Origin of the sequence: Streptomyces gilvosporeus, assembly GCF_002082195.1 — a bacterium.
GTDB classification, from domain to species: domain Bacteria; phylum Actinomycetota; class Actinomycetes; order Streptomycetales; family Streptomycetaceae; genus Streptomyces; species Streptomyces gilvosporeus.
Genome location: NZ_CP020569.1, coordinates 1,655,795 through 1,676,726 on the forward strand (window position 1 = coordinate 1,655,795; position 20,932 = coordinate 1,676,726).

Annotated in this window: 20 protein-coding genes; 11 read left to right on the forward strand and 9 right to left on the reverse strand. The window is 72.5% G+C overall.

Going from position 1 to position 20,932, the window contains the following annotated elements; all coding sequences use genetic code 11:
• Window positions 1-70: 70 nt before the first annotated feature.
• The 4 genes from B1H19_RS07235 to B1H19_RS07250 all read left to right on the forward strand — a co-directional run bounded on the left by B1H19_RS07235 (window position 71) and on the right by B1H19_RS07250 (window position 3,315).
• Window positions 71-544 carry a hypothetical protein gene (locus B1H19_RS07235; protein WP_159028026.1) on the forward strand — a complete coding sequence of 158 codons (474 nt, stop codon included), beginning with the start codon at window positions 71-73 and terminating at the stop codon, window positions 542-544.
• Window positions 545-627: 83 nt separating this feature from the next.
• Window positions 628-1,230 (forward strand): carbonic anhydrase, encoded by a 603-nt coding sequence (locus tag B1H19_RS07240; RefSeq protein ID WP_083103793.1) that lies wholly within the window; start codon window positions 628-630, stop codon window positions 1,228-1,230.
• 17 nt (window positions 1,231-1,247) lie between these two features.
• Complete coding sequence (locus B1H19_RS07245; RefSeq protein ID WP_083109473.1) at window positions 1,248-2,708, forward strand: SulP family inorganic anion transporter; 1,461 nt, start codon at window positions 1,248-1,250, stop codon at window positions 2,706-2,708.
• Window positions 2,709-2,868: 160 nt separating this feature from the next.
• Window positions 2,869-3,315, forward strand: coding sequence for a nitroreductase family deazaflavin-dependent oxidoreductase (locus tag B1H19_RS07250; protein WP_083103794.1), 447 nt, complete (start codon window positions 2,869-2,871; stop codon window positions 3,313-3,315).
• Window positions 3,316-3,392: 77 nt separating this feature from the next.
• Here B1H19_RS07250 and B1H19_RS07255 read toward each other — a convergent pair whose 3' ends face one another.
• The 3 genes from B1H19_RS07255 to B1H19_RS07265 form a co-directional block, all read right to left on the reverse strand.
• The gene (locus tag B1H19_RS07255; protein ID WP_083103795.1) at window positions 3,393-5,414 is read right to left on the reverse strand and encodes an ABC transporter permease; all 2,022 of its coding nucleotides are present in this window, start codon (window positions 5,412-5,414) and stop codon (window positions 3,393-3,395) included.
• Between the two features lie 153 nt (window positions 5,415-5,567).
• Window positions 5,568-6,365 carry a molybdate ABC transporter substrate-binding protein gene (gene modA / locus B1H19_RS07260; protein ID WP_083103796.1) on the reverse strand — a complete coding sequence of 266 codons (798 nt, stop codon included), beginning with the start codon at window positions 6,363-6,365 and terminating at the stop codon, window positions 5,568-5,570.
• Window positions 6,366-6,593: 228 nt separating this feature from the next.
• Complete coding sequence (locus tag B1H19_RS07265) at window positions 6,594-6,989, reverse strand: TOBE domain-containing protein (RefSeq protein ID WP_083109474.1); 396 nt, start codon at window positions 6,987-6,989, stop codon at window positions 6,594-6,596.
• A gap of 218 nt (window positions 6,990-7,207) precedes the next feature.
• Between B1H19_RS07265 and B1H19_RS07270 the strand changes: the two genes are divergently transcribed.
• A complete protein-coding gene (locus B1H19_RS07270; protein ID WP_083103797.1) occupies window positions 7,208-7,627 on the forward strand; it encodes a TOBE domain-containing protein in 420 nt (139 codons plus the stop codon).
• A 52-nt stretch (window positions 7,628-7,679) separates the two neighbouring features.
• Here B1H19_RS07270 and B1H19_RS07275 read toward each other — a convergent pair whose 3' ends face one another.
• From B1H19_RS07275 to B1H19_RS07285, 3 genes are all read right to left on the reverse strand, one after another.
• Window positions 7,680-8,195, reverse strand: a complete 516-nt coding sequence (locus B1H19_RS07275) for a molybdopterin-dependent oxidoreductase (RefSeq protein WP_083103798.1) — start codon at window positions 8,193-8,195, stop codon at window positions 7,680-7,682.
• A 249-nt stretch (window positions 8,196-8,444) separates the two neighbouring features.
• On the reverse strand, window positions 8,445-11,240 hold the full coding sequence (locus B1H19_RS07280; RefSeq protein ID WP_083103799.1) for a molybdopterin-dependent oxidoreductase: 2,796 nt from the start codon (window positions 11,238-11,240) through the stop codon (window positions 8,445-8,447).
• The gene (locus B1H19_RS07285) at window positions 11,237-12,061 is read right to left on the reverse strand and encodes an FAD binding domain-containing protein (protein ID WP_083103800.1); all 825 of its coding nucleotides are present in this window, start codon (window positions 12,059-12,061) and stop codon (window positions 11,237-11,239) included. The genes B1H19_RS07280 and B1H19_RS07285 overlap by 4 nt, the downstream gene beginning before the upstream one ends.
• Before the next feature lie 235 nt (window positions 12,062-12,296).
• Here B1H19_RS07285 and B1H19_RS07290 point away from each other — a divergent pair, with 235 nt between their 5' ends.
• Entirely contained in the window at window positions 12,297-13,817 is a 1,521-nt protein-coding gene (locus B1H19_RS07290; RefSeq protein WP_083103801.1) for a PucR family transcriptional regulator, read from the forward strand.
• Between the two features lie 99 nt (window positions 13,818-13,916).
• Here B1H19_RS07290 and B1H19_RS07295 read toward each other — a convergent pair whose 3' ends face one another.
• Genes B1H19_RS07295 through B1H19_RS07305 form a run of 3 tightly spaced genes read right to left on the reverse strand, consistent with a single transcriptional unit; the run spans window position 13,917 to window position 16,636 of the window.
• On the reverse strand, window positions 13,917-14,327 hold the full coding sequence (locus B1H19_RS07295) for a TOBE domain-containing protein (RefSeq protein ID WP_030067313.1): 411 nt from the start codon (window positions 14,325-14,327) through the stop codon (window positions 13,917-13,919).
• Window positions 14,328-14,353: 26 nt separating this feature from the next.
• Window positions 14,354-14,848 (reverse strand): MarR family winged helix-turn-helix transcriptional regulator, encoded by a 495-nt coding sequence (locus tag B1H19_RS07300; protein WP_083103802.1) that lies wholly within the window; start codon window positions 14,846-14,848, stop codon window positions 14,354-14,356.
• Window positions 14,849-14,866: 18 nt separating this feature from the next.
• A complete protein-coding gene (locus B1H19_RS07305; RefSeq protein ID WP_107425909.1) occupies window positions 14,867-16,636 on the reverse strand; it encodes an MFS transporter in 1,770 nt (589 codons plus the stop codon).
• 406 nt (window positions 16,637-17,042) lie between these two features.
• Here B1H19_RS07305 and B1H19_RS39675 point away from each other — a divergent pair, with 406 nt between their 5' ends.
• The 5 genes from B1H19_RS39675 to B1H19_RS07330 are packed head-to-tail and all read left to right on the forward strand — an operon-like array spanning window position 17,043 to window position 20,916.
• Complete coding sequence (locus B1H19_RS39675; RefSeq protein ID WP_083103803.1) at window positions 17,043-17,228, forward strand: hypothetical protein; 186 nt, start codon at window positions 17,043-17,045, stop codon at window positions 17,226-17,228.
• Between the two features lie 49 nt (window positions 17,229-17,277).
• Window positions 17,278-17,937, forward strand: a complete 660-nt coding sequence (locus tag B1H19_RS07315; RefSeq protein ID WP_083103804.1) for a hypothetical protein — start codon at window positions 17,278-17,280, stop codon at window positions 17,935-17,937.
• Complete coding sequence (locus tag B1H19_RS07320; RefSeq protein ID WP_083103805.1) at window positions 17,934-18,914, forward strand: DUF6895 family protein; 981 nt, start codon at window positions 17,934-17,936, stop codon at window positions 18,912-18,914. The genes B1H19_RS07315 and B1H19_RS07320 overlap by 4 nt, the downstream gene beginning before the upstream one ends.
• Complete coding sequence (locus B1H19_RS07325; protein ID WP_083103806.1) at window positions 18,911-19,846, forward strand: DUF6895 family protein; 936 nt, start codon at window positions 18,911-18,913, stop codon at window positions 19,844-19,846. The genes B1H19_RS07320 and B1H19_RS07325 overlap by 4 nt, the downstream gene beginning before the upstream one ends.
• Window positions 19,843-20,916 carry a serine hydrolase domain-containing protein gene (locus tag B1H19_RS07330; RefSeq protein WP_083103807.1) on the forward strand — a complete coding sequence of 358 codons (1,074 nt, stop codon included), beginning with the start codon at window positions 19,843-19,845 and terminating at the stop codon, window positions 20,914-20,916. The genes B1H19_RS07325 and B1H19_RS07330 overlap by 4 nt, the downstream gene beginning before the upstream one ends.
• The last annotated feature ends 16 nt before the right edge of the window (window positions 20,917-20,932 follow it).

The window sequence follows — 20,932 nt, forward strand, 5'->3', positions numbered from 1 at the left end:
GTGCAAGGTGGGGGCGTACGGCGAACTCGGGACACAGAACACACGGCACAGGGCACGTACGGGGGGGATCATGAGGAACGGAAGCGGCATACCCGGCACCACCGGCGTGCTCGCTCTCGTCCTTCGCCGCCTGCGCCGCCTACGGCATCTGTGGCGGATGAGCCGGGTACCCCTCGCCGCCTTCGTCGCCGCACTCGCCTTCGTCCTGGCCGGCACGGCCACCGCACCCGCCATGGCCGTCCCCGCACCCCCGGCCGCCGTGGGCGCCGAGTCCGCCAAGGCGGCAGCGGTCGCCGACTCCGACGAGGACACCGGCGGGGACTGCGACGGCATCGAGGACGAGCACGGCGGGCCCTGGCGCGCCGCGCGGACCGCGGTCGGCGTTCCGCAGCACAGCGGGCGGCCGCTTCCCCCCTGCCGCACCGATCCGACGTCCGCGCCCACCGTCGTGACCGGGCCGGCGCCGGACGGTGGAACGGCGCGGGCCGCCGCCTCGTCCGGACCGCTCGAACTCCCCGTACTGCACTGCGTCTTCCGCTGCTGAGGGTGCCCCGGTGGCCGTCCCCACCGCTCGCGCACCACACATTCGCGCCACCCCACGGTGGCCTCACAGCAGGAGACCTCCTTATGGAGACCTTCATCCAGCATGCCCGCGGCCGCACGGCCCGGATCGCCGAACGGCGTGAGGAGCGGGAGTCCTATGGCCGGCTCGCCGCCGGGCAGTCCCCGCTCGCCCTGTTCATCACCTGCTCCGACTCGCGGGTCGTGCCGTCCCTGATCACCGGCGCGCGGCCCGGTGAGCTCTTCGAACTCCGTACGGCGGGCAATGCCGTCCCCGAGTACCGGGAAGGCACCGCGCCGAGCGCGGAGGCCGCCACCATCGAGTACGCCCTGCGGGTCCTGGGCGTCGCCGACGTCGTCGTCTGCGGTCATTCGCACTGCGGCGCGGTCGGCGCGAAGATCCGCGGCGAGGATCTGACCGGCGTCCCCGCCGTACGGGACTGGCTCGACCGGCAGCTGTCCGACGCGCTGCCGAAGGACGAGGAGCCGACGGTCGCCGCCGCGGTGCAGCAGCATGTGCGCGAACAGCTCGGCCGGTTGCGCCGCTACCCGTGTGTGCAGGAGCGGCTGGCCGCCGGCGAGGTGACGCTGCACGGCTGGTTCTACGAGGTGCACACCGGGCTGGTGGCCGCACACCAGCCGGCCTCCGACCTGTTCCTCCCGCTGTGAAGGCGGGTGCGTACCTGATGAAGAACCCACGACTCGCCGTCTTCCGGGCGGACTTCGCCGCCTCCCTCGTCGTCTTCCTGGTCGCCGTCCCGCTGTGCGTCGGGGTGGCGGTCGCCTCCGGCGTACCGGCCGAACTGGGGCTGGTCACCGGGATCGTCGGCGGCTTGCTCACCGGACTGCTGCCCGGCAGCAGTCTCCAGGTCAGCGGGCCGGCCGCCGGACTGACCGTGCTGGTCTTCGAAGCCGTCAAGGAATACGGCCTCGGGGCGCTGGGCGCCCTGGTGCTGGCGGCCGGTGTGCTCCAGCTGGCCATGGGCGCGCTCCGGCTCGGGCGATGGTTCAGGGCCATCTCGGTCGCCGTGGTCCAGGGCATGCTCGCCGGCATCGGCCTGGTCCTGATCGCCGGACAGATCTACGCCCTCATGGACGCCAAGGCCCCGGGCGGCGGCCTCGCCAACCTCGGCGGGCTGCCCGGCCTGGTCACCGCCACCGCGGGATCCGGGACCGCGCTGACCGCCCTCGCCACCGGTGCCGCCACCATCGCCGTCCTGGTGCTGTGGCCCCGCTGGCGGCCCGCCGCGAAGATCCTGCCGGCCCCGCTGGCCGCGGTGGCCCTGGCCACCACGGCGGTGGCGGTGCTGGACCTGCCGGTGGCCCGGGTGCGGGTCAGCGGACTGCTGTCGGCGATCCAGCCGCCCGGCCTCGCCGACCTGGGCCGGCTCGCCGATATCGGCGTCCTGGGCACGGTTTTGGCGTTCACCCTGATCGCGTCGGCGGAATCGCTGTTCAGCGCGGCGGCGGTGGACCGGCTGCACACCGGGCCGCGCACCGACTACGACAAGGAACTGATGGCCCAGGGCGCGGGCAACGCGGTCTGCGGGGCGCTCGGCGCGCTGCCGATGACCGCGGTGATCGTACGCAGCGCCGCCAACGTCCAGGCGGGCGCCCGGACCAAGGCGTCGCGGGTGCTGCACGGCGCTTGGCTGCTGCTCTTCGCGGCGGCCTTCCCCGCGGCGCTGGGCGTCGTGCCGGTGACCGCGCTGGCCGGCGTCCTCGTCCACGCGGGCTGGAAGCTGATCCCGCTGCGCGAACTGCGGCCGCTGTGGCGCGAACACCGCGGCGAGGCGGTTGTGCTGCTGGCCACCGCGATCGCCATCGTCACGGTCAATATGTTCGAAGGGGTCCTCATCGGGCTGCTGATGGCCGTGGCCAAGACGGCCTGGGAGACCTCGCACGTCCATCTCGAGATCGACGCCCCGGACGGCGACGGGCCGGTGCGCGTACGCGCGCTGGGCAACGCCACCTTCCTGCGGCTGCCCAAGCTCCTCGACCAGCTCGAGGCGCTCCCCCGGGACCGCGAGGTCGCCCTCGATCTCAGCGGTCTGCGCCATCTCGACCATGCCTGCGGAACGGCGCTGACGAACTGGGCCGAGGCGCACCGCCGCAGCCGCGAGCGGACGGCGGAACCGGTGTCCTGAACCGGGCTGTGCACCGGTGCGGGCGAGCCGGGGGCTGCGGCTCCCGGCCCGCCCGCGCGTCGGGGTGAACCACGCGGCCGAGCGGCGCGGCGCGGGAACGCTGTGTGCACGGCGGTCGTTGAGTGGACGTCAGAACTGTCACGAGGGGACGGACGACGGTATGCCTCTTCAGGGTGAGTACGCGGCGAGCCCGGCGCAGTGGGTGCGCGATCAGGTTGCGCTGTACGAGAGCTCCGGCGGCACGGAGGGGACGACGTTAAGGGGCCTGCCGGTGGTGATCCTCACGACCCGGGGCGCCCGGAGCGGGAAGATCCGCAAGAGCCCGCTGATGCGGGTCGAGCGCGACGGCACCTACGCCGTGGTGGCCTCCGTGGGCGGCGCTCCCGAGCACCCCCTCTGGTACCGCAATGTGCTCGCCGACCCGCGGGTCGAGCTCCAGGACGGCCCGGTGCGCCGGGATATGACGGCCCGTGAGGTCACCGGGGAGGAGAAGGCCCTGTGGTGGGGCCGCGCGGTCGAGGCGTTCCCCGATTACGCCGACTACCAGACGAAGACCGAGCGGCAGATCCCGGTGATCGTGCTGGAGCCGGCGGCCGCGGAGCACTGACGGCCGGTCACGGACGGCTCCGCGGTCGCCCGTCCACGGGTCCGCGGGTCCGTCCGCAAGGCTGCCCACCGGTCCGGCTACAGGCCGACGAGCGTGACCTCGGTCGCCTTGACGCTGGTCCAGACGGCGGCGCCGTCCGCCAGGCCGAGCTCCAGCGCGGCCTGCGGGGTCACCTCGGCCACCAGGTCGGGGGCCTTGGGCGAGGTCACCAGAATGCGCAGTCGGCTGCCGGCGGAGGTGATCTCGCGGACGGTGCCGGGCCAGACGTTACGGGGGCTGCCCGCGGGCCGGTCGAGGTGGACGGAGACCGCCTCGGGGGCGATGATCGCCAGCGCCCGGGTGCCGTCGGGCAGGCGGTCCGCGGCGATGAGCTGCCCTCCGCCGTCGAGCCCGAGCCCGTCGTCGGTGGTGGTGCCGGGCCAGGCGTTGCGGCCCAGCATCCGGGCGACCCAGGGCGAGCGAGGGTGGCGGGTCACCTCGGCGGGCGGCGCGTCCTGGAGGGCGCGGCCCCCGTCGAGGACGAGCACCCGGTCGGCCAGCGAGACCGCTTCGACGGGGTCGTGGGTGACGATCAGGCAGACGCCGCCGAAGCCCGCGAGATGGCGGCGCAGGGTGTGCCGGACATGGGCGCGGGTGGTCTGGTCCAGAGCGGCGAGCGGTTCGTCGAGCAGCAGCAGCCGGGGGCGGGCGGCCAACGCCCGTGCCAGGGCGACGCGTTGGGCCTGTCCGCCGGAGAGCTGGGCGGGTTTGCGGTGCGCGAGGTGGCCGACGCCGAGCCGGTCGAGCCACTGCTGGGCGGTGCGGCGGGCCTCGGCGCGCGGGGTGCCGTGGGCGCGCAGTCCGTATGCGGTGTTGGTCAGGGCGCTCAGATGCGGGAAGAGCGCGCCGTCCTGCGGGACCCAGGCGACGCCGCGCCGGTGCGGGGGCAGCGCGCTGACATCGGTGTCGCCGAGGCGGAGCGCGGCGTGGGCGCGGGGGGTGAGGCCGAGGAGGGCGCGCAGCAGGGTGGTCTTGCCCGCGCCGTTGGGGCCGACGACGGCCAGGGTGGTGCCCGGCCCGGCGTCCAGGGTCAGCTCGGTGAAGCCGGTGACCTCGGCGCGCAGCGGCCAGCGGCTCTCGGCGGCAGGGGGCGCGGCGGGGACGGCGGACGGGGCGGCGTCGGGGGCAGCGAGGCCGGCGGTGTCGGCGTCGGGGAAGGTGTCGGCGTCGGTGGTGTCGGCGAGGCGTACGGAGCGGGTGCGGGCCGTACGGTCGGCCGTGCTGCCGGTCCAGCGGCCGCGCAGCGCCACCAGGACGGCCATGGCGATGACCAGCAACAGCAGGGAGACCGAGGTGGCGGCCTCCGGGGAGTCCTGGAGCAGCAGATAGACCTCCAGGGGGAGGGTCTGGGTGGTGCCGGGCAGATTGCCGGCGAAGGTGATGGTGGCGCCGAATTCGCCGAGCGCGCGGGCCCAGGTCAGCGCGGCGCCGGCGGCCAGGCCGGGGGCGACCAGGGGGAGGGTGACGGTGCAGAAGACCCGTACCGGGGAAGCCCCGAGGGAGGCCGCCGTCTCCTCGTAACGAGGGCGCAGGCCGGCCAGGGTGCCCTCCAGGCTGATGACCAGGAACGGCATCGCGACGAAGGTGGCCGCGACCACGGCGCCGGAGGTGTGGAAGGGCAGGGTGAGGCCGAAGGTGTCCTCCAGCCAGGGGCCGAGCAGGCCGCGGCGGCCGAAGCCGAGAAGGAGCGCGACACCGCCGACGGTCGGCGGCAGCACCATCGGCAGCAGGACCAGCGAACGCACCAGCGCCTTGCCCGGGAAGCTGACCCGCGCCAGCAGCCAGGCCAGCGGCACCCCCAGGAGGAGGGAGAGGCCCAGCGCCCAGAAGGAGACCAGCAGCGAGAGCCGCAGCGCTTCGGTGACGCCGGGGCTCGACAGGTGGTCGCCGATGTCGCCCCAGGTGGTGCGGGCGAGGATGCCGCACAGCGGCATCAGCAGGAACGCGATGGCCAGCAGCGCGGGCACGCCCAGCGCCAGGGGGGCGCGGGTGCCGGGGGTGCGGGGCCGGGCCGCCCGGGGTGCCGCCTTCGGCCGGGGCAGCGTGCGCAGACGGGTCATCGCGGGTCCAGCGGGGGTGTCATCGCGGGTCCAGGGGTCGCGGCGGAAACGTTCGGGCGGGCCGGTGGCCGGGGCCGGGTAACGGCGAGGGCGCCGCAGGGGGCCGTCCGCTCCCCCGAGCCGGACGGACCCCTGCGGCGCCACAAGGTGCAGTTACGGCTTCATGAAGCCCGCGTCCTGCAGGATCTTCTGCGCCTCGGGGCTGCTGAGCCACTTCACGAACGCGGCCGCGGCCTTGGCGTGCTCGGAGTACTTCAGCGTCGCGGCCGGGTAGGAGGCGACGGCGTTCTGCGCATCGGGGATGTCGACGGCGTCGATCTTCTTCTGCGCGGTCTCGGCGTCGGTCTTGTAGACGATGCCGGCGTCGGCCTCGCCGAGCTCCACCTTGCTGAGCACGGCGCGGACGTTGGCCTCCTGCGAGACCGGCTTGACCGTCAGCTTCTGGGCGTCCAGGACCTTCTTGCTGTAGCGGCCGACGGGCACCTCGGGGGCGGCCAGGACGACCTTCAGCTTGCTGTCCGTGAGGCTCTTGAGGCCGGTGATCTTCTTGGGGTTGCCGTGGCCGGTGGCGATGACCAGGCGGTTCTTGGCGATGACGGTCGGATTGGCGGCGTCCGCCTTCAGCCCGTCCATGGTCTTGGTGTCGGCGGTGACCAGGGCGTCGGCGGGGGTGCCCTCCCTGACCTGGGCGGCCAGTTCCTGCGAGCCGGCGAAGGAGAACGTGACCTTGGTGCCGGGGTGTTCCTTCTCGTAGACCGCCTTGGCCTTGTTGAAGACGTCGGTCAGCGACGAGGCGGCCAGCACGGTGAGGTCGGCCTTCGGGACGCTGTCGCCCGACTTCTCCGCGCTGTCCTTCTTCCCGGTGTCGTTGCCGCAGGCGGCGAGCGGGACGAGGAGGGCGGCGGTGACGAGAGCGGCGGCTGTACGGCGCCGGGTGACGACTCGGGACATGGGCGGGACTCCTTGTGACGCGGGCGGCGAACGCCGTCCGAGCGGATGGTGACCAGCCGCGCCGTGGACGGGCGACGCCGCTGCGGTGAAGCAGCCGACCGCTGGGGACGGTAGGTGCGGTTCGAGTGGGTGGTGCGCTGTGTCAACGCGGTCCGGGTGCATGAGGCAACGCGGTCCGGCGGGCCGATGTCGGCCGGTGCGCGGCGCCGTGGGAGCGGGCCGTCGCGTTCAGGTGCGGTCGATGTGCACGCTGGTGGACTTCACGCGGGCGGTGGCCTGCATGCCGACCTCCAGCCCCAGCTCCTCGACCGCTTCCCGGGTCAGCAGGGACACCAGGCGGTGCGGCCCCGCCTGGATTTCGACCTGGGCGGCCACATCGCCGAGCTTGACGGCCGTGACGATGCCCGGGAAGGCGTTGCGGGCCGAGGTGTAGGAGGCGTCGTCCTCACCGGTGCCGTTCTGTGCGACCTCGATGGAGAACGCGGCCAGGTCCCGGCCGTCGATCAGGCGGCGCCCGCTGTCGTCGCGATGGGTGGCGACCTTGCCGGCGTCCGCCCAGCGTCGGGCGGTGTCCGGGCTGACGCCCAGCAATCGCGCCGCCTGGCCGATTGTGTAGGACTGCATGTGCGACAAGATAGGCAGAATTGGCTGGCATTTGCAATTCTTTTGGCGAATGCATATAGCATCCGCAAGGCTCATTGGAGGAAGAGCCAAGGATGTCTTTTCGGCCACCCGTACCTGCACTACATGCCCCGACGCCTGCGGGGCGCGCGGATAGAGCGCAAAGGAAAGTGGCATAACGGAAATACCCGACATCCCACTCTTCCGTAGAGGCGCCCCTCATGAGCTTGAGCATTCGCAACCAGATTCCCGGCACCGTCACCTCCGTCACCACCGGCGAGGTCATGGCGACGGTCAAGGTCCGCCTCGACGGCGGACAGGACATCACCGCCGCGATCACCCTGGAGGCCGCCAAGGACCTGGGGATCGCGGCGGGTACGGCGGTCCGAACGCTGATCAAGTCCACCGAGGTCGCTCTCGCCACCGGCGCGGTCGAGGGGCTGAGCATCCGCAACCAGATCCCCGGCACCGTGCAGGGCGTCTCCACCGGCGGGGCGATGGCCGGGGTGAAGGTCAGCGTCGCGGGCGGTGAGCTGACCGCGGCGATCACCAAGGACGCGGTCAACGATCTGGAACTGACCGCCGGCTCGCCGGTCACCGCGCTGATCAAGTCCACCGAGATCTCCCTCGCCACCGCCTGACCACGGCGCCTCGAAGGCCCGCCCCACCGAACCCTTCTGCCCGGCCGGGGGCCTAGGTTCTGTCCATCACGGCGCACGTCCCCGGCACCGCGCAGGCGCCAACCCAGATCCCGGTGATCGCGCTGATGTACCGCGCCCCGCAGCGGTCCGAGGGCACCACCAGCTGACTGCCCGCCTCGTCCAGCGCGCGCCCGTCCAGCGCGGTGGCCAGCAGGATCGGCGAATCGCCGAAGTCCGCGTCCAGCTCCGCCCAGGAGAGCACCGCGTGGTGTCCGTCGCCGCCGGTGACGGACAGCAGGAAGCGGGAACGGTCCTTGCGGCGGCGGGCGTCGAAGGCCGGGCCCGCCGCATCGATGACCTCCCGCAGCAGCGGCCCCTCGAAGGTGTGGTGCTGCGGCCCGTTGGCGGCGCAGTCGAAGACCACCTCGGCCCGCCGCTGCGCCCAGCGCTCCCGCAGATCCGCGACGGTCAGCGCGAGCGGCTGGCGCAGCTGGCCGCGGATCACCAGGCGCCGAAGACCGGCGGGTACGGAGACGGGGCGGGGCGGCGGCGGGCTGAGTCGGCTCATTCGAGTCCCCCTCGAGGCTGTTCGCGTGGCGACTGCCTCCTGTGATGCCCCGTCGATCCGCCGCTGAACCACGAATACCAGGGAAATGTGCGGATTCACCTCGCGGGTGAGAGGGAGAGTGGCCCATCCGGGCGGCATGTCCGGGTTGTATTCCGGCCATGCGCGCCGGGGCACGGGCGGCACCGGCCTGCGGGCTCATACCGGTGTCCAGCCCCACACCGCCGTACGGGCTCGCACCGACGTACCTGCTCACACCGACCCTTCCCGCGACGGGTGCGCGCCGGCCGATCCGCCCGCCACCGCCCCGCCCGCCCGGTGCTCCTCCAGGGCCAGCCACACCTTGTCGCGCAGCAGCGGGACCTCCGTGAAGCGCACCCCGGTGGCATCGCGCAGCGCATTGGCGAAGGCGGGCGCCACCGGATTGAACGGGCTCTCGCTCATGGACTTGGCGCCCAGCGGGCCGATCGCATCGGAGGTGTGCATGAAGTGCACCTCGGTCCGCGGGACATCGGCGTAGGCCGGCAGCCGGTAGCGGCGGAACGCGGGGGTGACGACCTTGCCGCCCGCGTCGATGAGGACCTGCTCGAAGAGGGTCGCGCCGAGCGCCTGGGCGACGCCGCCCTCGACCTGGCCGCGGCACTGCATGGGGTTCATGACCCTGCCCGCATCGGCCGAGTGCACGCTGCGCAGGATCCTCATCTCCCCGGTGCCGGGATCGACCGCGACCCGGAACCACTGGGCGTTGAAGGCCACCGAGCGGGGCGACCCGCCCCAGTGGCCGGCCGCCGACATCTCCACTCCCCGGCTGCGCGCGGCCTCGTACAGCTCCTTGAGCGACACCGGGCGCCCCTCGCACTCCACCGCGTCCGCCGTCAGCCGGCACAGGCTGCGCGGCACCCTGACATGTTCCGCGGCGAAGGTCAGGATCCGCTCGGCGAGGCCGTTGGCCGCCTTCATCACGGCCTTGCCCGCGACGACCGTGCCCGCCGAACCGAATGCTCCGGTGTCATGCCGTACGACATCGGTGTCGGACTGCCGGATGGCGATCCGGTCCACCGTGGTGCCCAGCGCGCCCGCGGTGATCTGCTTATGCACGGTGGTCGTCCCGTTGCCGAACTCGGCGGTGCCGACGGCGATGTCGTAGGTGCCGTCCTCCAGCAGCGTCACCGTCGCATCGGCGAAATGGCCGCCGGGCGGGCCGGTGGCGATCATCGACATGGCGGTGCCCTGTCCGACCAGCCAGCCCTCGGGCGCCTGGTCGGCGCTGGTGTCCTCGGCGATCGCGTCCCGTACGACCTTCAGACACTGGTCGAGGCCGTAACTGGCGATGTGCAGGTCCTCCTCCTCGCCACCGGGGCTGATCATGTGCTCCCCGGGGCCGATGATGTTGCGCTCGCGGAAGACCAGCGGATCGATGCCGAGACGGCGGGCGAGCTCGTCCATGGCCGACTCCACGGCGAAGGTCACCTGGCCCAGCCCGTAGCCCCGAAACGCCCCGGCGGGGACGGTGTTGGTGTAGACGGAGTAGGCGTCGACCTTCTTGTGCGGGGCGCGGTAGACGGCCATCGACTCGCCCACGCTGTGGAACATCACGGCGGGGCCGTGGTTGCCGTAGGCGCCGGTGTTGGACACGACCCGGAGCTGGAGCGCGGTGAGGGTGCCGTCCTTCCTGGCGCCCGCCTTGATCCGGATGCCGAACGGATGCCGGGTGGTCGCGCCGAAGAACTGCTCGGCGCGGGTGAACTCCAGCTTCACCGGCCGCTTCAGCCGCAGCGCGGCCAGCACGACGATGTCCTCGGTGAGCATCTCCTGCTTGCCGCCGAACCCGCCCCCGACGCGGCCCGCGACCACCCGGACCTTCTCCTGCGGCAGGTCGTACAGCGCGCACAGGGCGCGACGGGTCAGGAACGGCACCTGGGTGCTGGAGCGGACCACGAGCCGCTCGTCGCCCTCGTCGCCGTCCTCGAAGTACGCGACGCAGCCGTGTGTCTCCAGGCTCGCGTGCTGCACCCGCTGCGTACGGAAGCTCTCCTCGTAGACGAGGTCGGCCGCCGCGAAACCGTCCGCCACGCAGCCGATCTCGCCGTGCACCTCGCCGACGACGTTGTTCTGCGGCCGGGCGATACGCGACGCTTCGGCCTCCTTTGCATGGATCACCGGGGCGCCCGGACCCATCGCCTCCTCCGGGTCGAGGACGTACGGCAGTTCCTCGTAGGTGACGACGACCCGGCGGCAGCCCTCCTCGGCGGCGGCCTCGGTGTCGGCGACCACCGCCGCCACCCGCTGGCCGACGAAGCGGACCACGTCGTCCAGCACCCGGGTGTCGTCGGGGTCCTCGGTGGGGTGTTCGTGCCGGGCCGAGGAGAAGTGCCGCTCGGGGGCGTCGTGGTGGGTGAGGACGGCGTGCACGCCGGGGACGCGGAGTGCGGCGGCGGTGTCGATCGCGACGATCCGCGCATGGGGGTGCGGGGAGCGCAGCAGTTTCATGTGGAGCAGGCCGGGGACGTCGATGTCGAAGGTGTAGCGGGCGGTGCCGGTGACCACCTGGGGTCCGGCCGGGGCGCCCAGGTTGCGGCCGACCGCCCGCCCCGGGGACGGTTCTTCGACGTTCTTGACGCCGCGTATCGCGTCCTCGATGGCCCGGTAGCCGGTGCAGCGGCACAGGTTGCCCTTGAGGGCGCGCGGCAGATCGGCCAGCTGGTCCTCGTCCAGCTTCGCGGTCGTCATCAGGAATCCGGCCGTGCAGAAGCCGCACTGGAAGCCCTGGGCGTCGAGGAACTTGCGCTGGACGGGGTGGAGTTCGCCGTCGGCACCGGCCAGGCCCTCGACGGTGGTGACCCGGCGGCCGTCGGCGCGCACGGCCGGATACAGGCAGCTGTGCACCGGTTCGCCGTCGACATGGACGGTGCAGGCGCCGCAGTCACCGGCGTCGCAGCCCTTCTTGACGCCGAACCAGCCGCGGTCGCGCAGATAGGTGCGAAGGCACTGGCCGGGGCGCGGTACGGCGTCGAAGGAGCGGTCGTTGACGTGTATGCCAAAGCTCATTGCCCGGCCTCCCGGCCCAGTTCCCGGCGGATCTCCTCGCAGAGCCGCAGCGTCATGTGCCGGCGCCAGGCCGGCAGTCCGTGGATGTCGTCGAACCAGTCGCCGTCCGCGATGGTCCATTCGAGGGTGTCGCGCAGCTCTTCGGCGTCCGGCGCGACCGGGAACCACAGGCGGAACGGCCGTACGGTGGCGGCCGTGACCGTCATGGCCAGCGAGCCGTCGAGCGGGTCGAGGGTGCCGATGACCAGCGCGCCGGAGCGGCCGAGTCCGTAGAGGGACGCCTGGCGGAAGGCCGTACGGCACACCAGGGACCGGGCGGGCAGGGTGACCGAGCGCAGGAGTTCGCCCTCGGCGAGGTCCTTGCGTCCGGCGCCGGTGATGAAGTCGGCGACCTTGAGGTGGCGCCGGGTGCCGTCCTGGGCCTGGAGCAGGGCGGTGCCGTCGAGTGCGGCGGTCAGCGAGATCATCGGGCCGGCGGGCAGGCCGTTGCAGAGGTTGCCGCCGACGGTGGCCATGTTCCAGATCTTGAACGAGGCGAGGAAGGCGCGGCAGCACTGTTCGAACAGCGGTGCCGCGGGGGCGGCGTAGGTCCGCGCGAAACGGGAGAGCTGGGCGATGGTGCAGGTCGCCGCGATCTCCAGCGAGCCGTCGGGCAGCCGGTGCAGCGGCTCCCAGCCCATCCGGCCGAGGTCCACCAGGCGCCGGATGTGCGGCTGCGGCTCGGAGAAGAGGTAGGTGCCGCCGCCCAGCCAGGCGTCGCCGCTGCGCCAGGGGACGCGCTGCCGGGCGTCTCGCACCTCCAGCACGGTGTTGAGGTCCATGCCGCGAGTGAAGCAATCGGGCGGCGCCCGGCACGACTGGTGCCCAGCACGGAAAACGACGAGTGCGACGGCCCGTATCTGGATGATTCGCCAAGAGGTGTTTGGCCTGGAAGGGCTTGCATTTACCATGACGGAACTCGCATACACCTTGCGAATATGAGAAGGGGTGTCTGTGAGGTGCCGGGGCCTGTTTCCGTCCGTCCGCCCGCTCCGGCAGCCGCCCAAGGAGCCATCCATGCACGTCGAAGATCTCCTCCGGCTCGATTCGCTCGAGCTGACCCTGCTGTGGGGCGAGAGCGCGCTGCTCGCCCGGGACGTCAGCGGGGTGACCGCCACCGATCTGGAGGATCCGGAGCGGTTTCTCCAGCCGGGCGAGCTGGTGCTCAGCGGGCTGGTGTGGTGGTCGCCGGGGGACGACGACGCGAAGGTGGACCGCTTTGTCTCCGCGCTGCGTTCGGCCGGGGCGGCGGCCCTGATGGCCGGTGAGGAGACCCACGGTGCGGTCCCCGACGTCCTCGTCGACGCCTGCCGCGAGCACCGGATCGCCCTGATAGCCGTCCCGGCGCAGACCACCTTCCGGGCCATCACGGAGGCGGTGTATCTGCGCCAGTGGGGCGATCTGAGCCGGCGGCCCACGGGCCACTACGCGCTGCCGGAGAACGTCCGCACGGAACTGGCCGGTCTGCTCGCCGAGGACGCCGCGCCGGAGGCGCTGCTGGACCGCGCGTTCGCGCATCTGGGCGGGCCCGTCTGCTATTTGCTGACGGCCACCGGACGGGAGATCGCGCGCACCCCGGCGGCCCCGCACCTGCCCGCGCACCAGGCCGTCCGGGAGCTGACCGGCGGGACGGGCACCAGCCTGCGGATCGACGGGGACTGCGGCCCGTACGACAGCTGGCATCTGCATCTGCGGGGCGAGGCCGACGCCCCGCCGCGGGTGCTGCACGATATCGCCGACGTCATCGCCCAGTACCGGCACCGCCTCGATCGCCGTCAGGCGGCCGGGCGCCGCGCCGCCGACGCCCTGGTGACGCTGATCGACACCGCGGCGACCGACGGCACCGCGCTGGACGCCGCCCTGCACACCGCGGGGCTGCCCGCCGCCGGGCCGTACCGCGTGGTGGTCGCCTCCTCGGGCGGCGAGGAGAGCGAGGCGGCGGTCGGGGCACTGACGGAGGCTCTGCGGCACTCCCCCGGTGAGCCGTTCGCGGTCGGCGGCCTGCCGAGCGGCGAGGCGGTCGCCGTCGTCCATGCGGACCCCGGCGCCGAGACCCGCACCGCGCTGCGCGAGCTGTGGCCCGTCCTCCACGGCTGCCGTCCGCAGGCTCCGCTGCACGCCGGTGTCAGCGCCCTCGCGACCGCCCCCGACGGCCTTGACTCCGCCCTCTCCCAGGCCCGTTACGCACTGGCCGCGGCCCGCGCCGAGGCCCCCAAGGACGCCCGGGTGACCTCCGTGGGGGACCTGACCACGCTCGGCAGTCTGCTCGCCGGGGTGCCCGCCGAGGTCCGCGCGGCCTTCAGCTCCCGTGTCCTGGGCCCGCTGGCCCGCGCCGGCAGCACCTCGCACCGGATGCTGCTGGAGACCCTGGAGGTGTTCCTGGCACAGCACGGCTCGTGGGCCCGTACGGCCGAGGCGCTGCATCTGCATGTCAACACGGTTCACTACCGCATCCAGCGCATCGAGGTGCTGACCGGCCGCGATCTGTCGCGCCTCGATCACAAACTGGACCTGCATGCGGCGCTGTTGTGCCGGTAGGCGATGTTGTGCTGGTAGGCGACGACGTTTCACGTGAAACATGCCGTACCCGGCGGTGCGGGCACGTCCGGGCACCAACTCGGCCCGGGAGAAGGTGCGTTACTGCCGCCGGTCGTCCGGCCGGTCGATGTGGACGTTGGTCGACTTCACGCGGGCGGTGGCGGTGACGCCGACCTCGATGCCGAGTTCTTCGGCCGCCTCGCGGCTGACCAGGGACACCAGCCGGTGCGGTCCGGACTGGATCTCCACCTGGGCGACGACGTCGTCGAGGACGACGGAGGTGACGATGCCGGCGAAGGAGTTGCGGACGGAGGTGCGGACCTCGCCCGGGACGGGATGCAGTCCGGCGGCCCGGTCCTTGGCGAACGCCGCGAGGCCCACGCCGTCGATCACACGGTTGCCCGAACCGTCCCGGTCCATCCTTAGCTGCCCCCCGTCGGCCCAGCGGCGGACGGTCTCCGAACTCACTCCCAGCAGCCTGGCTGCCTGACCAATGCTGTACGTCGGCACCCTCGCACTCTAGCCGCGCCCGCCGGTCACCGAGTCGGCGTCCCCCGCCGTGGCGGCTCGGCCGGACGGGGGCGCTGGGCGCACTCGGCGAGTTCTTCCAGGGCCGGGAGCGCGTCGTGCAGCAGGCGCCGCCGGTCAGCGGGCAGCTCGGCGATCTCCGCGGCGAGTATGCCGGTGGTCTCCTGCCGTACGGAGCGCAGCAGCCGCCGCCCGTCGCCGTTGAGGCTGATCAGACTGGCGCGCTGGTCCTCGGGGTCGGGGCGGCGGGCGATCCAGCCGCAGCCGTCGAGGAGGTCGACCATCCGGGAGGTGGTGGACAGCGCGATGTTCATCCGGGCGGCGAGCTCGCTGATCCGCACCGGGCCGTGGGCGTCGAGCACGGCGAGGGCGGTCAGCCGGCTGGGGGTGAGATCGCCGTGCACGCTCTGGCGGCGGAGCAGCGGCAGGAGGTGCTGGAGGACGGCGCGCAGCCGGCCGGCCAGTTCGGCGGGCGCGCCGGGCTCGGGGGCGGGGGTCTCCATCGGGCACTCCGTGGGGGGTCACCTGCGGCGGGAGGCGCGCGGGTCCGTCGGGGCCGCGGGCCCGGGGCGGTCGGCGTGGTCCGGGCGGATCCCGTCCGCTTCTTCCTTCCCCTGCTCGTCCCGTACCTGCTCGCCGTGTATATAGCGCCCGCCCCTCAGCAGCGAGGCGACCGCCGCGATCAGGCACGCCGCGATGGCGAAGTCGAACGCCACGGCCAGCCCGTCGGCGAACGGCGGGGAGATCAGCTGCGGGAAGAACTCCCGGCCGGTGAGGTACGCGGCATGGCCGGGCGGCAGCTGCGCCAGGACGTGCGGGCCGAGGAGGGTCCGGATCGGGTTGTAGCCCAGCAGGGAGGCGAACAGGACGCCCACCGGGGGCAGCGCGGCGAGCTTGGCGGCGTCGGCGGCCGGGACGCCCTGGGCGGTCAGTCCGCCGGTGAGGGCGCCGGGCAGCGCCGCCGCCAGGCCGGCGACCATCAGGGAGAAGAAGATGCCGATGGACAGCACCATGGCCGAGTTCTGGAAGGTGGTGCTGATCCCGGCGCCGATCCCGCGCCGGTCGGGCGGCAGGCTGTTCATCACGGCGGCCCGGTTGGGCGAGGCGAACAGGCCCATGCCGATGCCGTTGAGCAGCAGGATCAGCGCGAAGCCGGGGTAGGCGAAATCGACCGGCAGCGCCTGGAGGGCGACGAAGGTACCGGCCGCCAGCAGCATGCCGCCGGTGGCGAAGGTACGGGCCCCGAAGCGGTCCGAGGCCCATCCGGAGACCGGTCCGGCCACCAGGAAGCCCACGGTCATCGGCAGCATGTAGATCCCGGCCCACAGCGGGGTCTGGGTGAAGCCGTAACCGTGCCGGGGCAGCCAGATGCCCTGGAGCCAGATGATCAGGAGGAACATCAGGCCACCGCGCCCGAGCGAGGCGAGCAGGCTGGCGAGATTGCCCGCGGTGAACGCCCGGATCCGGAACAGCCGCAGATCGCACATCGGCTCCGCGACCCGCCGCTCGACGACGCAGAAGAGGGCCAGTACGGCCACCCCGCCGGCCATCGCGGCGATCACCGCGGGGTTGGTCCAGCCCATGCTGTGCCCGCCGTACGGCTGGATGCCATAGGTGATCCCGGTCAGCACGGCGATCAGTCCGGCCGCGAAGGTGAGGTTGCCCCACCAGTCGGGGCGGGCGGGTGCGCGGACCCCGGTGTCGCGCAGCTTGAGATACGCCCAGACGGTGCCGAAGACTCCGAAGGGCACCGACACCAGAAAGACCAGCCGCCAGTTGACGGGCCCGAGCAACCCGCCGAGCAGCAGTCCGAGGAACGATCCGGCGATCCCGGCGACCTGGTTGAGGCCCAGGGCCAGTCCGCGCTGCGCGGCGGGGAAGGCGTCGGTGAGGATCGCGCTGGAGTTGGCCATCAGGAGCGCGCCGCCGACGCCCTGGAGCACCCGCATCGCGATCAGCCAGAGGGCGCCGGCCGTGCCGTGCTGCCAGGTCAGCGAGAGCAGGACGGAGAAGACGGTGAAGACGGCGAAGCCGAGGTTGTACATCCGGGTCCGGCCGTACATGTCGCCGAGCCGGCCGAAGCTGACCACCAGGACGGCGGTGACGACCAGATAGCTCATGATCAGCCACAGCAGCAGGCTGGTGTTGCCGGGCCGGAGCGGGTCCACGCCGATGCCCCGGAAGATGTCGGGCAGCGCGATGAGCATGATCGACATGTTGATGGACGCGATCAGCACGCCCAGGGTCGTGTTCGACAGCGCGACCCACTTGTAGCGACCGGTCGTATCCACGGGCCACCACCCCTACGGAGGGCGCATCGGGTGCATTGGTTGCTTGATGTCAACCAATTTCCACTGTAGACCTCGCCCGGGGGCGCGACCAGACCCCGACGGCACATGGGTCCCGTCCCCCGCCCATACGTGCCGGCAGCAGCCCCCAATGGAGCAGTGCGCCACGAACCCGGCGGCGGCCGTCCGGGCGGTTCCGTAGGCCGTTCGGGGTTCGCCGGGGAGCGATCAACTGCACCGCATGCAGGGGTAGTTGGTGGACCTCTCGGGGGCCGTTCCGGGCAACCTGCCCCTATGGGCGGTTCTCCGCGCGGAGTCACGGGGACGCGCAGCGCTGGACTTTCCGATTGCGACCGTTTTAGGCGGATGTAAGGCTGAATTCCGTCCGTCGCACAAGGAGGAAGAACCTATGGTTACGGATCGCACAGCACCGGCCGAAACGACGGCCCTGGCCGCTGAAGTCGAAGGACTGCTGGAACCTGCCGAACCTGACGGCGTGTTCCGCGACACCCGCGAGTGCGCTGGGGGCCTGGTGCTTGCGGGGCTCCTGCTCGTATCGCCGCCCACTCCCCGCCCGAAGACGGAAACGCGGTAAGGGGCACGCGTTGGCTGAACAGGCACAGAGTGCAGTCCCACTGAGCGCTGTGATTGCCGATGCCGCAACCGGGGTCGCCCTCGCCCTTCGGGGTGAGGGCGACCTTTACGCCCTCTCACGCATTCTGCGGCAGGGCGATGCGGTCTCGCTCGCGGCGCTGCGGGTGCTGGGCGCGGACGCGCTGGCACCGTATGCACTGGACAACGGGGTGTGCCCCGGTGGCGACGACGAGAAGGTGGTGCGCGAGGCGCTCGCCGCCTATCCACCGGGAGCCGATGCCTCGGAGGTGTCGGTGTGGACCTACCGGGGCCTGGTCGAGGCCTCGCACTCGTTTCTGCCCGGCGGCGCGGAGCCCTGGCCGCAGCCACCGCAGGCGGGCGCCGGCTGGGTGCGGGCAGACCCCTGGCCCAAGCTCGCCCACCGGGCCTCCCAGCTCGCCGCGCTCGCCCTTCCCGGGCTCGCGCCGGGCCTCGCCGAGGAACTGACGGCCCGTACGGACGACTTGGCGCGCGGCTTCGTGCGCGCCGTCCGTCGCCGGGACTGGTTGCAGGCGGCCGGTGTGGGCCGCTGGCTGGCCCGGCTGCCCGAGGTGCCGCAGTCCCTGGGGCTGGATGCCGGGCTCGCCTTCGTACGGCAGATGAGCGGCGGCGACGCCCGGGTGGCGGTGCAGGTGGCGGCCGCCCGGCGGTTCTACGGGCGGGGTTGGTGACCGGCGGCCGGGGCGACCCCGGGCTGCTGGACCGGATGGTCGCCGACTGCCTGGGGTGGCTGGATGCGGCGCGGCCGCACTTTCGCCTGCCCGCGAACGCGACCACCGACGCCGACCCGAATCTGACCCTCAAACCGCTCGGTGAACTGGCCGAACTCACCCATCTGATCGGACAGTTGCACCCGATCGGGGACATCCGCCAGGTTGCGCGCGGTCTGTTCGCGTTCGCCTGGGAACAGGCCCGCGACGGCGAGCTGTTCGCCGAGCTGATCCGCGGCGAGCCGTATGCCACCTATCCGATGGAGCTCTACGGGGCCTTCGCCCAGGCCGGGCTGCGCCATGAGGGCGTCGAGGAGCTGCTGGCCACGACGGTCCGGCTGCGCGGCTGGCGGGTGGCACGCGAGGACCACACCCGTACGCTCGCGGTCCTCAACGCCGAGCGGCGCATCGGGCTGGTGCAACACGCCGATTTCGACGCCGAGTTCGCACGGACCGGGCTGGGCCTGCTGCCGGAACCCTGGGTGCTCGACCGCAAGGCGACGTACGGCGTGACCCACGACGTCTTCCATCTGACGCAGTGGGGCCGCCTGCGCGAACGACTGTCCCCCGAGCTCGCCGGCTATCTGCGGCTGTGGCTCCCCGCCTGGCTGGAGAACTGGCTGGAGGAGGAACTGTGGGATCTGGTGGGCGAGTTGCTGGCCGTGAGCGCCTGCCTGCCCGACGCCCCCTGTGATCCGGCTGCCTGGCAACGGTTGGCCGGTGCGCAGCGGGCCGACGGGGCGGTCCCGGAGACCGGCGCCGCGCCCTGTCCGGACGACCCCGCCGGGGTCTTCACGGCCTGCTACCACTCCACCCTGGTGACCGCGTTCGCCGGGACCCTCGCCCGGACCGCCCCCGAGCCCCCGGCACCGGGCACGACCGGCGCGACGTTCCGGCGCGCCCCTTCCGTACGCTGCGAAAGCGAGGCACTTCCGTGACGGTGACGGCCGCACCCGCTCCCCCGGCGCTGCTGCACGGCGTCGGCGACCGGGCCCTGACCTGGCTCGACGAGCACCGCGACTTCTTCCGGCTGACCGATCAGGACCGCACCAGCGGCGCCGCGCTGATCGAGCGGCTCAAGCCGATCGGAGAGTTGGCAATCAATATGCAGGTGCTGTTCCGGGAGGGCGTGGCCGGTTCCCACCAGCACGCACGCGCCGGACAGCTGCTGGACTTCGCCTGGCGGGAGTTGCTGGACGGCGGCAATGTGCTGGCCGCGCTCCAGCACGACGAGCCGTTCTCTCCCGTCCCGCTGGAGGTCTATGCGTGCTTCCACGAACTGGGCCACCGCCATCCCGCGCTGGAGGCCGCGCTGGAGGTGCCCCGGGCCACCGGCACCTGGACGGCGCTGGAGATGGTGCCCAACCGGCGGCTGGGGGTCCTCAACGCCGAACGGAAGATGAAGCTCCCGCCGAGCGCCGATTTCGACCAGGCGCTCGCGGCCACCTGGCTGGGTCGGATGCCGGAACCCTGGTCGGTGCAGTACCACGTCGCCTACGACCTGACCCACACCGTCTTCCACGTCACCAACTGGGGCGAGGCGCCCGAGCGCATCCCCCCGGCAATGGCCGACTATCTGGCGCGCTATCTGCCCGCCTGGATGGACGACTGGGCCGACCTGGAGCACTGGGATCTGCTCGGTGAGCTGCTGGTCGTCGACGCCTGTCTGCCGCGGCCCACGCTGGACGGCGGGATGTGGGAGCAGTATGCGGCCGCGCAGTCCGACAGCGGGGCGATGCCCATTCAGCGCGGGATGCCGGCCGGCGATCCGGAAGAGGTCTTCGATCTGGTCCATCATCCGACCCTGGTGGCCGCGTTCGCCTCGGCGATGGCCACCTCCCGGTCGCTCTCGGCCGACGTCCCCGGATGAGCCGCGACCACGCCGGCGGCGACCTGGGTGACCGTCTGGCGGAGGCGGTCACCCTCATCGACGCCCCGGACATCGTGCTGGCCGTCACCCACCGCAGGCGGCGTTCCGTCATCACCGGCGGCACCGCCCTCGCCCCGCCCACCCCCCGGCATGCGCTGCGCTACGAACTCGGCTCGCTGTCCAAGACGTTCACCGTGCTGCTGCTCGCCGAGCTGGCCCAGTCGGGCGCGCTGTCCCTCGACGACCGGCTGTCGAGCCATCTGCCCGGACTGCACCTGCCGCACGCCGCCTCGCGCCGCATCACCCTGCGTCATCTGGCCACCCACACCTCCGGGCTGCCCCGTATCCCGGCCGACCTGGTGGCCGGCGCGCTGCTGCATCCGTACCGCAGCGGCTACGCCCGCTACGACACCGACCGGCTGCTGACCACCTTCGCCCGAACCCGGCCCCGGAACACCCCCGGCACCCGCTGGCGCTACTCCAACTTCGGGCTGGCGCTGCTCGGCCCGGCGATCGAGGGCGCCACCGGCACGGACTTCGGCACCCTGCTCACCGAACGGGTGCTCAAGCCACTCGCCCTGAACGGCACCACACTCGGCGCCGGCACCACCGGGACCGACGCCATCGGACACCGTACGAACGGCAGAACGCCGGTCCCCGGCACCGATATGGCCGGCTTCCGCGCCGCCGGGGCCGTGCATGCGCCCCCGGACGATCTGCTCACCTATCTGGAAGCGCATCTCTTCCCCGAGGACACCCCGCTGGCCGGGGCGCTGCGCGCGGTGCAGATCCCGCAGCTGCGCCGGGGCTGGCGGCACCGCCACACCCACACCCTCACGTGGTTCCACCACCCGGCACCGCGCGGCCCGCTGCTCTTCCACGCCGGGGCGACCTTCGGCCAGCAGGCTTTCCTGGGCTTCCATCCGGTCTCCGGCACGGCCCTGGTGGCCGTCGCCACCCGGCGCGGCCGCACCTGCCATCTGGTCGACACCGCCTACGAGCTGCTGTACGAGCTGGCGGACGAGCCCGCGGACGCGGAGCAGGGCCAGGGCCTGTCCGATGGGTCTTAGGGCCCGCGCCGGCGCC

What these genes read in the sequence shown, in the direction of transcription:
- B1H19_RS07235 (WP_159028026.1), top strand. Translation starts at nt 71, where the DNA reads ATGAGGAACGGAAGCGGCATACCCGGCACCACCGGCGTGCTCGCTCTC.
- B1H19_RS07240 (WP_083103793.1), top strand. Translation starts at nt 628, where the DNA reads ATGGAGACCTTCATCCAGCATGCCCGCGGCCGCACGGCCCGGATCGCC.
- B1H19_RS07245 (WP_083109473.1), top strand. Translation starts at nt 1,248, where the DNA reads ATGAAGAACCCACGACTCGCCGTCTTCCGGGCGGACTTCGCCGCCTCC.
- B1H19_RS07250 (WP_083103794.1), top strand. Translation starts at nt 2,869, where the DNA reads ATGCCTCTTCAGGGTGAGTACGCGGCGAGCCCGGCGCAGTGGGTGCGC.
- B1H19_RS07255 (WP_083103795.1), bottom strand. Translation starts at nt 5,414, where the DNA reads ATGACCCGTCTGCGCACGCTGCCCCGGCCGAAGGCGGCACCCCGGGCG.
- modA (WP_083103796.1), bottom strand. Translation starts at nt 6,365, where the DNA reads ATGTCCCGAGTCGTCACCCGGCGCCGTACAGCCGCCGCTCTCGTCACC.
- B1H19_RS07265 (WP_083109474.1), bottom strand. Translation starts at nt 6,989, where the DNA reads ATGCAGTCCTACACAATCGGCCAGGCGGCGCGATTGCTGGGCGTCAGC.
- B1H19_RS07270 (WP_083103797.1), top strand. Translation starts at nt 7,208, where the DNA reads ATGAGCTTGAGCATTCGCAACCAGATTCCCGGCACCGTCACCTCCGTC.
- B1H19_RS07275 (WP_083103798.1), bottom strand. Translation starts at nt 8,195, where the DNA reads ATGAGCCGACTCAGCCCGCCGCCGCCCCGCCCCGTCTCCGTACCCGCC.
- B1H19_RS07280 (WP_083103799.1), bottom strand. Translation starts at nt 11,240, where the DNA reads ATGAGCTTTGGCATACACGTCAACGACCGCTCCTTCGACGCCGTACCG.
- B1H19_RS07285 (WP_083103800.1), bottom strand. Translation starts at nt 12,061, where the DNA reads ATGGACCTCAACACCGTGCTGGAGGTGCGAGACGCCCGGCAGCGCGTC.
- B1H19_RS07290 (WP_083103801.1), top strand. Translation starts at nt 12,297, where the DNA reads ATGCACGTCGAAGATCTCCTCCGGCTCGATTCGCTCGAGCTGACCCTG.
- B1H19_RS07300 (WP_083103802.1), bottom strand. Translation starts at nt 14,848, where the DNA reads ATGGAGACCCCCGCCCCCGAGCCCGGCGCGCCCGCCGAACTGGCCGGC.
- B1H19_RS39675 (WP_083103803.1), top strand. Translation starts at nt 17,043, where the DNA reads ATGGTTACGGATCGCACAGCACCGGCCGAAACGACGGCCCTGGCCGCT.
- B1H19_RS07330 (WP_083103807.1), top strand. Translation starts at nt 19,843, where the DNA reads ATGAGCCGCGACCACGCCGGCGGCGACCTGGGTGACCGTCTGGCGGAG.